Here is a 13,414-nt window from a genome sequence, read left to right on the forward strand (position 1 = left end):
GCCCCTTTACCTTTACTTTTAACATCTAGTAAAATTATACTATAGACAAAGTTTAACAATTTTAATGACTAGTTATGAAACCACAAAGTCCTGTTTCGGTATGGTTTAGATTGATATTAGGCTTATTCCTAATCTTTTATGCTTTAAACCAATTTTTCCACTTTATACCATTTACTTATGGTGAGATGCCCGAAAACACTAGAGATTTTATAGATGCCGTTGTTGGATACCTACCTTATCTCTACATCTTTGAGATTATTATAGGGTTACTTCTAGTTTTTAATAAATGGACTCCTTTTATTTTAATTGTTTTATTTCCGCTTAGCATCTCCTTTTTGATATTTAACCTTTCTGATAATGATTTTAGCAAAACTTGGACCGCATTAATTGTTGCCGTTTTAAATGTCGTGCTACTTTTACACTATAAGGAAAAATACAAACCACTTTTTTCTTAAACGTTATTATTTAGGTTTTATAAAAGTAGGGTTGTCTTAAACTAATAAAGTTGTTGAGACAACCTTATTTTTTTCTATCAATTACATAGTTCACCATAAGTTCCAGTGAGTCCCTGTAATCTGATTTAGGGTATGAATTAAGAATTTTTAAAGCATCGATTTGAAACGCTTTCATTTTGGTTATGGCATAGTCCAATCCGCCATTATCCTTAACAAAGGCTATAACTTCCTTAACTCGTTTTTTGTCCTTATTATGGTTTTTTATCGAGTTTATTAGCCAATTTCTATGTTTTTTATCGGCTTTATTAAGGACATGTATTAAGGGCAAGGTCATTTTTTGCTCCTTGATGTCAATACCGGTAGGCTTCCCTATCTGGGCATCGCCATAGTCGAACAGGTCGTCTTTTATTTGAAATGCCATACCTATAAGCTCCCCAAACTTTCTCATATCCTCAACATGTTGCGATTCTGGCTTTACCGAAGCTGCTCCTAAACTACAACAGGCCGCAATGAGTGTTGCTGTTTTTTGCCGTATGATTTCGTAATATACCTCCTCTGTTATATCTAACTTTCGTGCTTTTTCAATTTGAAGCAATTCGCCCTCACTCATCTCACGCACGGCTATGGAAATGATTTTTAACAAGTCGAAATCGTTATTATCTATAGATAATAACAAGCCTTTTGACAATAGAAAATCGCCTATAAGCACGGCGATTTTATTTTTCCACAGCGCATTTACCGAAAAAAAGCCACGGCGGCGGTTACTATCGTCTACCACATCGTCATGAACCAACGTTGCCGTATGGATAAGCTCTATAACCGATGCCCCTCGATAGGTACGTTCACTTATCTCGCCATTGGACACCATCTTGGCAACCAAAAACACAAACATAGGCCGCATCTGTTTACCTTTACGATTTACTATGTAATGTGTAATTCTATTGAGAAGGGCTACCTTACTGGACATGGACAATTGGAACTTTTGTTCGAAAAGCTCCATCTCGAAGGCCACGGGTTGTTTTATTTGTTCTACAATTTTCAAATGTAAACTCTAAGAGATTTCAAATATAAGTTTTAGTAATCTAAATTTTGAATAAATTATTTCTTAAATGGATTCCTGCCTTCCCTTCGACAAGCCCAGGGTAACACTTAGAAATGACAAGCTTTAGAAATGACTTCATAACGCGATAGCTCTCTTTAACTTTTATTAGCTAATTGTCCGCAAGCCGCATCGATATCCTTACCTCTACTACGGCGCACATTAACCACTATTCTATGTTGCTCCAATGTCTTGATATATTGCTCCAATGCTTCGCTTGACGCTTGTTGGTATTCGCCATCATCTATAGGATTATATTCAATAATATTCACCTTACAGGGCACATACTTACAAAACTTCACCAAGGCATCTATATCCTTTTGGGTATCGTTAATACCGTTCCAAACCACATATTCATAACTGATCTTTCTTTTGGTCTTGGCATACCAATACTCTAGGGCTTCTCTCAAATCGTCTAAGGGAAACGTTTCGTTAAAAGGCATGATAGATGTTCGAACTTCTTCTATGGCCGAATGCAAGGACACTGCCAAATTAAATTTAACACCATCATCGGCCATCTTTTTTATCATTTTTGGCACACCTGAAGTCGATAAGGTTATACGCTTGGAAGACATCCCCAATCCTTCTGGAGAGGTTATTTTATCGATAGCCTTTAGAACATTATTATAGTTCATTAGTGGCTCTCCCATACCCATAAATACAATGTTACTCAATGGCCTGTTATGGTAATGCCTACTCTCGTTATCGATGGCCACTACTTGATCGTAAATCTCGTCTGGATTTAGGTTACGCATACGTTTTAAACGTGCTGTAGCGCAAAATTTACAATCTAAACTACAACCCACCTGACTGGACACACAAGCTGTAGTTCGTGTAGGGGTAGGGATTAAAACCGATTCTACTATTAAGCCATCGTGTAACCGCACCGCATTTTTAATGGTTCCATCGTTACTGCGCTGCATATTATCGACCTCAATATGGTTAATAACAAAATTGTCTTCAAGCATTTTACGCGTTTCTTTCGAAATATTGGTCATATCATCAAAAGTATGTGCTGCTTTTTGCCAAAGCCACTCGTAAACTTGGTTGCCCCGGAAGGCTTTATCACCTTGCTTTACAAAGAAATCCCTTAGCTGTTCTTTGGTTAATGCGCGAATATCTTTTTTGTTTGTTACCATAAGTGATGCAAAAATAGTGAAAGGAATTTCGATTGACGCATTACGGTTGACGATTTTTAACTCGATAATCGAGATTTAAATAGCCAGAAGCCTGCCTACTGGCAGGCAGGCTTGCTTCAAAATTTTTGATGTTTTCTCTACGATACTTTGTAAGCTTCCTCCAAGGTAGTTTACTGGACTGAACAATTGCATTAGGGATTGCAACGGCATCCTTTTATTTGGTAGCTTCGCGTGCATTTCAATAAACCCAGTGCAACACTTCGGCTACCAAATAAAAGATACAGTGTAAAGCCCGACCGCGCTTAAGGCGTGGTAATGCCCAAAAAAAAAGCCTTGATAAACAAGGCCTTTATTTTATTTATAATAAAAGAATTTCTTGAAACCAACTATCCCCAGGGCAAGCCACAGGGGTATTTCGCTGGTTTCATTTTGACCTTAGGGTCAAAACCGAAATTCTATTATTTAGATTCCCGTTTTCACGGGAATGACAATTTCAGCGGAAACCCCGATGCAAGCATGCGGGGAATTCTTTTCGATTAAATAAACTCTTCTTTACAAAATCAACATAGCATCTCCATAGCTATAGAACTTATAGCCTTCTTTAATCGCTTCGTCGTATGCCCGTTTAATAAAATCGTGACCTGCAAAAGCCGATACCATCATCAATAAAGTAGATTTTGGTGTATGGAAATTGGTTACCATACAATTGGCAATACTAAAATCGTAGGGTGGGAATATAAACTTGTTGGTCCAACCGTCCATTTCATTTAGCAAGCCATTGGACGACACCGAACTTTCAATAGCACGCATAACGGTTGTCCCTACGGCACAAACACGCTTTTTGTTTTGAATACCTGTATTAACCGTTTCTACTGCTTTGGCATCTATGGTTAATTCTTCACTATCCATTTTATGTTTGGATAAATCTTCAACCTCAACAGGATTAAAGGTCCCTAAACCTACATGTAAAGTAACCTCTGCAAAGTTAACACCTTTAATTTCCAAACGTTTCAATAAATGCTTTGAAAAGTGCAATCCTGCTGTTGGAGCAGCAACGGCTCCTTCATTTTTAGCAAAAATAGTTTGGTAGCGGTCTTCATCTTCTGGCTCTACCTCACGCTTAATATATTTAGGCAATGGGGTTTCTCCCAACTCCTTTAATTTATTTCTAAATTCTTTATAGGATCCATCGTATAAAAAGCGAAGTGTTCTTCCTCTGGAGGTTGTATTATCTATAACTTCGGCAACAAGGGTATCGTCGTCGCCAAAGTATAATTTATTTCCTATACGTATTTTACGTGCTGGATCTACTAAAACATCCCAAAGACGCTGTTCTTCGTTTAATTCCCTTAACAAAAATACTTCAATACGAGCTCCCGTTTTTTCCTTATTACCGTATAACCTCGCTGGGAAAACTTTTGTGTTGTTCAAAATCAACACATCATCTTCGTTGAAATAGTCGATAAGATCCTTAAAAAGTTTATGCTCTATGGTTTGTTCTTTTCTGTTTAAAACCATTAGGCGGGCCTCATCTCTGTTTTCTGAAGGGTATTCTGCCAATAATTCGTTTGGTAGGGTAAAACCGAAGTTTGATAATTTCATGTGTTTATAGTTATTGTTTTTCAGTGGTCATGCTTCGACTTCGCTCAGCACTGGAATGTAACATTCATATTAATCATTTTTTCGTGTGACAAAATCCTGGTTATGAATGTTTCATCTATACCTGTCTTTTTTACAAAGCTGCAAATATACAATCTCGATATAGGGGTTGTCAAGTAAATGGATGATTTTTATTTTTTTATTTGAAAACCCAGGGTTTGTAAATCGTCCCAAAAGGTAGGATAGGATTTAGAAACCACCATTGCATCTTCTACAATAATTGCTGTTTTTAATGCCAGAGGTGCAAAGGCCATAGCCATTCTATGGTCATTATAGGTTGCTATTGAAACCATCTCCTTAATTTGTGTTGAAGGCGATAAATGCAATGATTTATCTGTAATCTCAACGGCTCCCCCTAATTTTTCAATTTCAGTTTTTAAGGCCACCAACCTATCAGTTTCCTTAATTTTAAGGGTATGCAGCCCCGTTAAATTACAAGCTACACCCAATGCAAAACAAGTAACCGCTATAGTTTGTGCTATATCGGGAGATTTTGTTAAATCAAATTCAATTATTGATTGGCGATTGATATCTGCTGTCTTCACCAGTGTAACACTGTTATCTGAAAAAGCCGTTTCAACTCCAAAGTGTTTGTAAAAATCCACTAATGAAGAATCGCCTTGAAGCGAATTTTCTTTATATGACGACAGTGTGATTTCGGTACCTACATCGCATAATGCTACAATACTAAAATAATAGGATGCCGACGACCAATCGGATTCTACAGTTAAAGTTTGAGGTTTTAATTCTTGGACATTGGGTTTAACGGTAATGGTATTACCAACAAACGCATTTTCTACACCTATTTCATCCAAGAGGCTTAAGGTCATTTTTATATAAGGAATGGAGGTAATGTCTCCTTCTAAATGTAATTCAATGCCATTTTCCAATCGAGAAGCAATCAATAAAAGTGCAGAAATATATTGACTGCTTACATTGGCCTTTAGCGATACCTTGTGCTTTGTAAGCTTTTTACCTTTTATCTTTATGGGTGGGTAGCCTTCATTTTCTACATAAGCAATATCTGCTCCTAATTCCCGTAAGGCTTCAACCAAAATTTCAATGGGGCGCTCTTTCATGCGCTTAGAGCCTGTTAACGTTACTTCCCGTCCTTCTTGAACCGAAAAGTAAGCCGTTAAAAATCGCATAGCGGTTCCTGCATGATGAATATCTACAACATCGGACATCGAACTTAAGGCTTTGGCCATTAAGTTACTATCATCGGAATTTGAAACATTCTCCAGTTTTAATTCTGGGTACAATGCCTGTAGCAATAACAAACGGTTAGATTCACTCTTAGAGCCTGTTATTGTGATTTCAGATTTACGGTTTTCGATTTTAGATTGGTGAAGTGTAATATCCATTGTAAAATTGCCTTGCGCTTAAAGCAGGCAAATTTACTCTATAATAGAGATTAATGCTACCGAAACTTAGTATTTTTTTATACCCTTCCTTTAATTTATGCTAAAGCGATCACTTCAATTTTTCGTTATTATGGTGTCTATCGTGGTCGCGCTTCGCTTTTTTATCCATTCTTTTGTCGAAGGCCTGTTGCAAATCGGTTCCCGTTTGGTTTGCCAAACACAACAACACAAACAATACATCGGCCAATTCTTCCCCTAAATCCTTATCCTTATCGCTTTCTTTTTCACTTTGTTCTCCGTACCGACGTGCTATAATACGGGCCACTTCACCAACCTCTTCGGTAAGTTGTGCCATATTGGTGAGTTCGTTAAAATAGCGTACGCCATGCTCCTTAATCCAATCGTCTACTACTTGTTGTGCGTTTTGAATGTTCATCTATGCTTTTGTTAAAACTATTTGTTCGTTTTCTTTTTCAATTAACTGTTTAAAGTACTCTTTTAATGCATCATAGTATAGAGGGCTAATGATAGCTTGATTTATCTCGGCTTCAACAATTAATTGTACTGCCGACTGCTTTAATACAATATTATATTTATATACCCCTAAATTATCAGGTAATTGCAAAATTATGGGTTCTGGAGCAGATTCCACCTTATATCCTTCAGGTAATTTAATATTAACCATGTATTTATTTTTAGAAGGGTAGCCAAAATCTACAGGAAACTCCCTTTTTTCTAATTTAAAAGGGTTTTCTTTGGTCTTAAGAAAAAATAGTGGTGAGAAATAAATTTTATCTCCAATAATATCGGCTTGATTTTCTAACGAAAACTTAAAGGTTTCCATTACAGGCTTGCTCAACTCTGTATCATTTTTAACCTCAAAGTCAGCAATTTCCATCCCATTATACTTATTTTCTAAGTCTTCCAAAAATTGTTCTTTATTAGTCTCCAAATAATCTTCCCTGAAAGACATAGCTTTGTGGGACGATTTAACATATCTTATACCCCCCTCCAAACTAGCCATGTCATTTAAATCCGCCAACATGGAAATAGTATTTTGGGATTTTTCATTAGGATAAAGATTGATGGTTTCATTACTGCCATCCTTTCTAATTACCCTACCTTCCCAATTTAAGGTTCTAAAAGGCAACACATTTGGCATGGCATATTTACTAGTGGCATCCAATAAAATCACATCATTAGGCACTTCAACGGCCGAAATCACATAATTATAACCATCCCTAGTAGGAAATAATGGAATTCCATTTTTCCTTGTACTCACTAAAACCGGGTTAGCGTTTAATCCAGCATATCTTAACATAGAGGTAAGCATTAAATTGATTTCTGCAACGTTCCCAGCTTGTTCTTTATAGGCCTTTCTAACACCATCATTTGTATATTTACCATAATACCCATTCCATTTTACTCTAGCCTTAACGTAATTATAAATTAAATTTATTTTTTCTATGGGATCAGAAACTGTACTAATTAAATTATTTATATCATCATCATAATAACCAGATTTATCCAGCTCAGTTCCAAAACTCGAACTTTTATAGATGGTTTTAACAACATCTTCCCAAGTAGTTGAATAAAACTTCATTGTTGTATTGGGGAATTTAGTATATGACAGTTCATACTTTACCGCAGATCTGTAATTGTCTATACTATTAACATAAGGTTCTTCTTTTAGTGCCGGGACATTCTCAAGACTGTAATTATAAATTTCTTTACTAAACTCAACGTTAGTATTTTGATAACTTGTTCTTGCTGCCCCATCGTACAAACCATTACCACCGGTCCTAACTTTATCAGTAAATGTTATTTTATCCCTTGTCGTTTCTCTATCTGGGGTAATCATTAAAAACCCTTTAGTATTTATTTTAAAGTTAAAATACTCTGGTGCTTCAAACCTAGCATCAATTTTCTTTATAGGAATATCTTCCTGAAAAACAAATTCATCTACGTTCCAATAAAAAGGAGAGCCTATTCTGTATTCATATTCAATGACACTTCCTTCTTTGATATTAGGCATCGTAAATTTGGTTCGATCTAAATAATCATGTTCTTCAGATTCAAAAATACCATCCTTTTTAAGCTTAGTTTCTTCTATTTTTCCATCTATTAGATTAAAAGTATAACCCTTAAGCCCAGAAACCTTTTCCTCATCTGAGTTATATTTACTTAGGTTTATAATCCTTGTAGCATAATCAAAGCCTTCCTGGTTGTATATTTTTATACGCTCATGCACTTCTGTGATTAATTCAAATCCATCATTTGTATTATATACAAAAAATGTTCTCCTTTTTTTATATAAATAGGTTGCACTGGCCGATGAATCCATAGGATTATATTTTTCTTCCAATTCCTCTTTTGAAACCTTACCAAATTTATAATCCTGTGAAGATGCTATTTGTAAAACAAACAACAAGACTAATGATACAATTACTTTTTTCATTATTGTTACTTTTTAATTAGTGCTACTTTAGCATTATCGTGCCTTGAAACCGCTTTATAAAAGTTTCTAAAATCATCATAATCTTCTTTTGGAAACTCTCCATCATTAACTACAAATTCCCTTTTGTATATTAAAGTATTTTCATTCTTTTCAATGACTTCATAGTGGTAATTCCCAAACTTGTTTTCAATGGTGATTCCTTTTGGCAATGATTCTACTTTATAATCGTCGGGCAACTTTATTTCAACTTCATCAATATCCTTGAACCCTCTTTTTATTTGTAGCGGTAGTTTTCTATCTCTATAACGATCTGGAACCTCTATATTCCTATTCAATGCATTTACAGTTAAGAGCATTCTATTGGTCACTATTTTAGGATAGTTTGTTGCTTGAAAATTCAACGTCTCTATAAACTCAATATTTTCTTTATCATTAATAATGTCCATATTATTAATGTCCATATTATTAATATAGCGCCAACGCTTTTTATAGTGAACATCCAGATCTCTTTGCGTTTCAGATTCTAGCATAAACTTATCATCATATTGTATCCCTTTTGAGCTTACTTCAACATTAACGTCTATTGTTCCTTCATTTGAAATTGCATATTTACCTTTTATAGTTTGTATATTTTCTTCGGTAGCATACTTTTTGGTATGCTTTATTTTACCTCCTTCTGGAGTGATTACCAAAACATCTCTGTCGTCTGTAAAATCACCTATAAAACCAAAGGGCACTTTTTGACTTGTACATTCCAACCAAATGTCTTCTTTGTTTTCCTGCGGAATATTAAGTATAACGTGATTCGTTTGACCTCCAAATGAAACAAAATCTTCATCCACATCTAACTGATTGTAAGGAGAAGCATAAAGCCTTGTATAGTAAGACTTTACCCCTACAATTTCCAATAATGACCTCGTGTAATTGGTCAATCCTTTACAATCTCCATACTTAACTTTATCTACATCTGTAGCAGAAATTGGTTGCATACCTCCTATACCAACTTGTACACTAATATATCTAGTATTGTCTTGAACATATTTATACACTTTTTTTGCCTTTTCCAAATCACTATCATCCTCTTTAATCAATGCTTTTATCTCAGCAACTGTCCCTTCCGGCAAAGCAGTTCTGCCTATCAATAAATTATCATTGAACCATTTCCCCATAGCCCCCCAATTTTCAACCTTCGCCGTTACTCCTTCATAGTTAAACTCATTTAGTGCAAATAATACTTTAGGGACAGTAATTCGAAAAGGCGGACTGTAGCTTTCAGGTTTATATGCTTCTACATTTGAAATACTATAAGTAATTTTACCATCAATAGCATCAACAGACACATCTATCCCCTTTAATTCTTGTTCTTTTTTCCTTATAGAAAGATTTGAAGGGTATTTGATTATATATGAACTATTTTCAACACTTGTAAAATACCCCTCAATTGGATCAAAAGAGGGGATAAAAGCTGTATTTCTAGTACTAACAATAGAAATAAACTCTAATGTATAAGGGTATTTAATTGGTGTATAATCTAAATAGATGTTTCTGGCATCCGAATATAAAGTACCCCCTCCTACTGCACTAATATCCTTAAAATCGTTCTTCTTGAATTTCTTTATTTGAACACCATGCTCATCATACATTGATGCTTTTAGATCTTTTACTTTTATATTATTATCATAATATACTATTGACTCAACACTCCTATCTCCTATTTTGTTCATTACAGTTATAATAAAGTGCCTTGTCTCTATCATTTCATTTATCGAAACTATTTCAATACTTGTTTGATCTAACCTAACAACCGCATTGGCATTCTTTGTTAAATTTTCAGGAATGGTTAAACTGGAGTATAAACTGTCTTGTGAAAATAGGCTATAGCCATTAAGACATAATAGGAAAATACAGAATAATCTAATATTCATAAACCAAAGGTTTGTAATTACTTCTAATAAAACGTCTTGAGAGATTTGTTAGAATTTTAAAACCTTTAGTAGGTAGGTTGTTAAAAATCCTGCTTTTCAAATATAAAAAAAGATGTGAGAAATCAATCTGAAATAAGAAAAAAAATCTTTATTTGAATTCACTAAAAATAAGACAATAGCTATTCCTTGCTTTTGGAATCTATAATAATGGTTACTGGCCCGTCATTTAACAATTCTACTTTCATATCGGCTCCAAACCTACCCGTTTGTACTGTTTTTCCCAATTCATTTTCAAGCTGTTTTACAAAGGCTTTATAAAGCGGAATGGCAATATCTGGCTTTGCCGCCTTAATATAACTTGGTCGGTTTCCTTTTTTTGTTGAAGCGTGAAGGGTAAACTGGCTTACAACAATAGTTTCTCCATTAACATCCTTTAAGGAGTTGTTCATTACGCCGTTATCATCATTAAAAATGCGCAGGTTAACTATTTTATTGCACAGCCACTTGATGTCCTCTTGGGCATCTTCGTTCACAAGGCCCAAAAGGATTAAAAGCCCCTCACCAATTGAAGCTACTTTTTCCCCTTCAATAGTTACGCTTGCATTGGCAACCCTTTGTACTATAACCTTCATTTTTCCTAAACCTCAAAAGAGGTCTTTACTGTTTAATTATTATTAAATATTTTGAATACTGCTTACTGCCTACTGATCACTGAATACTGAATACTGAGACTGCAAACTAAGCTACTGTTTTTCCCAATTATCGGTTCTGTAATGCTCGTCTTCACCTTGAATGATTTGCAAGTAGCTTCGGTAACGCGAATAGGCTATCTCGTCGTTCTCCAAAGCTTTCTTTACCGCACATTTTGGTTCTTGTACATGCAAGCAATTATTAAATTTGCAGTCTTGTTTTAGCTTAAAAATTTCAGGAAAATAATCCCCTACTTCTTCCTTATCCATATCTACGACACCAAACCCCTTAATTCCTGGAGTATCAATTATTTTGGCTCCAAAACTGGTATCGAACATTTCGGCAAAAGTGGTGGTATGTTGCCCCTGCATATGCAAGCTGGAAATCTCCTTGGTCTTTAAATCCAACGTAGGTTCTATGGCATTTACCAAAGTTGATTTACCAACTCCAGAATGCCCGGAAAACATACTTACCTTACCGGTCATTAACGTTTTTACCTTTTCTATATTTTTTCCAGTTTTTGCCGATATTCCAATACATTCGTAACCAATGTTTCGGTATACATGTGCCAAATACTTTACTTCTAATAAAGTCTCTTCATCGTAAGTATCAGTTTTATTAAAAAGCAATATGGTTTTTATGGAATAAGCTTCGGCCGTGACCAAAAACCGATCGATAAAACTGGTTAATGTTGGTGGGTTGTTAATGGTAATCATTAAAAAAACCTGATCTAGATTGGTTGCAATTATATGCGTTTGCTTAGATAGGTTCACCGACTTTCGTACTATATAATTTTTTCTATCATGTATCTTGTGGATGATCCCTGAAACATCATCGTTATTAGTTTCCAGCTCAAAATCTACCACATCACCCACAGCTATAGGATTGGTGCTTTTAATGCCTTTGATACGGAACTTTCCCTTTATCCTGCACTCATACACATGACCTAACTCGGTCTTGACCGTGTACCAACTTCCCGTAGATTTATAAACGATGCCTGTCATTACAACAAAGATGTAAATAATTAAATTCTAATACAACAAAAAAAAGACCGCCTATTGGCGGTCTCCTATCTATCTGTAAGCAATTAAATATTTAATTTTTCTAAATGGATATCTAATTTCTTTTCCTTTTTATTATACTCCATTAGCATCACATGACCTAATTTGGCTGGAAAAACCCTAAATTTTGTCCTCCCCTTAGATTCACTCAAATAAATTTTGTCCTGAGATAATTGACCATCACTATACATAATGGTTTTAAAAGCCGATTTATTTTTCTCTCCTTTTAACCTTTCATAATCTATAAAATTAACATAGAACCGATCTCTACCAGTATCTATTTGGGTAAACTCATAATCGAAAGCCCCTAAAGTCTTCAATGCATGCGCATTAAGTTGAGGACTTCCAATATCCATAATACTTGGAGCCCTGGATTTCCCTTTTTTGAACACTTTAATATCATTCAATTTAAAATTGGCATCAAATTCAAATATAACAACATCTGTAATGGTAAGCTGGGTCATAGAGTTTCCTCCTCTAGCATTTGCTGCCATACCTAACACCCCGGCCAAACTTACCGTTTTTCTATACTTTTCACCAACACAATAAAAAGTCCCCTTTTGGGTTCGAACAATATCATGAAAGTACACATAAGTACTTGCCCTTTTCTTCCCATCAGAATCTGGTGGCATTATTTTATCTATTCTTTCTGTCCAACCTACTTTATTATCTGCTAACTCCTTGCCCGACAAATCCACTATTTGCGAAAATAGCCCTTTACTGCTTGCCTTTAGTATATTGTCTCCTTTATCAAAATATTCCCCCAAAAGCACCAATGTTTTTTCTTTAGTAAGGAATGCATTTGTAATAAGCCTAGGATTATTTTCTCTATCATATTCTTTCTCGAACAACAATTTACCTGTCTCAATATCTAAAACAATAATTTTCATGTTAACTGTTTGACTTAGCACTGATTTCTTTGAACTCTGCATCGCCACAACAACCTCATTATTGGCCTCAATTGGGTTAAGCATCATAATTTCCTTTGCGTCATCTGGCGAGTCATAATTCCAAGACGTGCCCCCATCGGTAGCAATGTATTTTAAACTATAACCTATTTTTTTGTTGTCTTTTACATAGTTAAACAAGAACCCCTTATTATCTACCGGCAATAATAGGTTGAAAGCTCCCGATTGCTCCATAAACCCTACCCATCTCATTTCTTTTTTGTTTATGGGTACAATAATATCTTCCCCTTGCTCCCCTTTTCTATCGAAAGCAACTAACTTGAATTGTTCTTCCTTTTTATTAAACATAGCGAACATCAAAGCCTGATTATTAAACTTACTATCGGCCAAGATTGTATTTTTATTATCTATATATGATTTTGTAACCGTTTCATTTAAATTATTATCTAACAGCTTAATAGCATATTCTCTCTGTTTCTTTTTTAGCTTATCAACTTCATAATAGTAATAGTAGCCATCAACATCCTTATTCTTATCTATTAAAGCTCCTGCATTTCTAATTTTAAAAGAAGCGATTTCATTTAACGATTTATGTTGAGCAATTAGGCTCACACTAAAAAGGCATACAATAATTGGGATTAAAATTTTTCTCATAT

12 protein-coding genes are annotated in these 13,414 nt (G+C 35.0%); 2 read left to right on the plus strand and 10 right to left on the minus strand.

Going from position 1 to position 13,414, the window contains the following annotated elements:
* Positions 1-74: 74 nt before the first annotated feature.
* A complete protein-coding gene (locus tag MR062_RS03360) occupies positions 75-455 on the plus strand; it encodes a DoxX protein (RefSeq protein WP_242202670.1) in 381 nt (126 codons plus the stop codon).
* Between the two features lie 64 nt (positions 456-519).
* Here the strand turns inward: MR062_RS03360 and MR062_RS03365 are convergent, their stop codons facing one another.
* Together MR062_RS03365 and rlmN are read right to left on the minus strand one after the other, a co-directional pair.
* Positions 520-1,497 (minus strand): polyprenyl synthetase family protein, encoded by a 978-nt coding sequence (locus tag MR062_RS03365; protein WP_242202671.1) that lies wholly within the window; start codon positions 1,495-1,497, stop codon positions 520-522.
* A 155-nt stretch (positions 1,498-1,652) separates the two neighbouring features.
* The gene (rlmN, locus tag MR062_RS03370; RefSeq protein ID WP_242202672.1) at positions 1,653-2,693 is read right to left on the minus strand and encodes a 23S rRNA (adenine(2503)-C(2))-methyltransferase RlmN; all 1,041 of its coding nucleotides are present in this window, start codon (positions 2,691-2,693) and stop codon (positions 1,653-1,655) included.
* A 315-nt stretch (positions 2,694-3,008) separates the two neighbouring features.
* Between rlmN and MR062_RS03375 the strand changes: the two genes are divergently transcribed.
* A complete protein-coding gene (locus tag MR062_RS03375) occupies positions 3,009-3,233 on the plus strand; it encodes a hypothetical protein (protein ID WP_242202673.1) in 225 nt (74 codons plus the stop codon).
* 12 nt (positions 3,234-3,245) lie between these two features.
* On the opposite strand, the gene queA is transcribed toward MR062_RS03375, so the two are convergent.
* From queA to MR062_RS03415, 8 genes are all read right to left on the minus strand, one after another.
* Positions 3,246-4,295 carry a tRNA preQ1(34) S-adenosylmethionine ribosyltransferase-isomerase QueA gene (gene queA, locus MR062_RS03380; protein ID WP_242202674.1) on the minus strand — a complete coding sequence of 350 codons (1,050 nt, stop codon included), beginning with the start codon at positions 4,293-4,295 and terminating at the stop codon, positions 3,246-3,248.
* A 188-nt stretch (positions 4,296-4,483) separates the two neighbouring features.
* The gene (locus tag MR062_RS03385; RefSeq protein ID WP_242202675.1) at positions 4,484-5,716 is read right to left on the minus strand and encodes a 3-phosphoshikimate 1-carboxyvinyltransferase; all 1,233 of its coding nucleotides are present in this window, start codon (positions 5,714-5,716) and stop codon (positions 4,484-4,486) included.
* Positions 5,717-5,825: 109 nt separating this feature from the next.
* Entirely contained in the window at positions 5,826-6,152 is a 327-nt protein-coding gene (locus MR062_RS03390; protein ID WP_242202676.1) for a nucleotide pyrophosphohydrolase, read from the minus strand.
* Positions 6,153-8,174, minus strand: a complete 2,022-nt coding sequence (locus tag MR062_RS03395) for a DUF3857 domain-containing protein (RefSeq protein ID WP_242202677.1) — start codon at positions 8,172-8,174, stop codon at positions 6,153-6,155.
* A 5-nt stretch (positions 8,175-8,179) separates the two neighbouring features.
* Entirely contained in the window at positions 8,180-10,099 is a 1,920-nt protein-coding gene (locus MR062_RS03400; RefSeq protein WP_242202678.1) for a DUF3857 domain-containing protein, read from the minus strand.
* Between the two features lie 179 nt (positions 10,100-10,278).
* Complete coding sequence (gene dtd, locus MR062_RS03405; protein ID WP_242202679.1) at positions 10,279-10,731, minus strand: D-aminoacyl-tRNA deacylase; 453 nt, start codon at positions 10,729-10,731, stop codon at positions 10,279-10,281.
* Positions 10,732-10,842: 111 nt separating this feature from the next.
* On the minus strand, positions 10,843-11,793 hold the full coding sequence (gene rsgA, locus MR062_RS03410) for a ribosome small subunit-dependent GTPase A (RefSeq protein WP_242202680.1): 951 nt from the start codon (positions 11,791-11,793) through the stop codon (positions 10,843-10,845).
* An 83-nt stretch (positions 11,794-11,876) separates the two neighbouring features.
* Positions 11,877-13,412 (minus strand): DUF6770 family protein, encoded by a 1,536-nt coding sequence (locus tag MR062_RS03415; protein ID WP_242202681.1) that lies wholly within the window; start codon positions 13,410-13,412, stop codon positions 11,877-11,879.
* Positions 13,413-13,414: the final 2 nt, after the last annotated feature.

The sequence above is a fragment of the Aestuariivivens insulae genome (genome assembly GCF_022662195.1).
In the GTDB taxonomy this organism is placed as follows: Bacteria; Bacteroidota; Bacteroidia; order Flavobacteriales; family Flavobacteriaceae; genus Aestuariivivens; species Aestuariivivens insulae.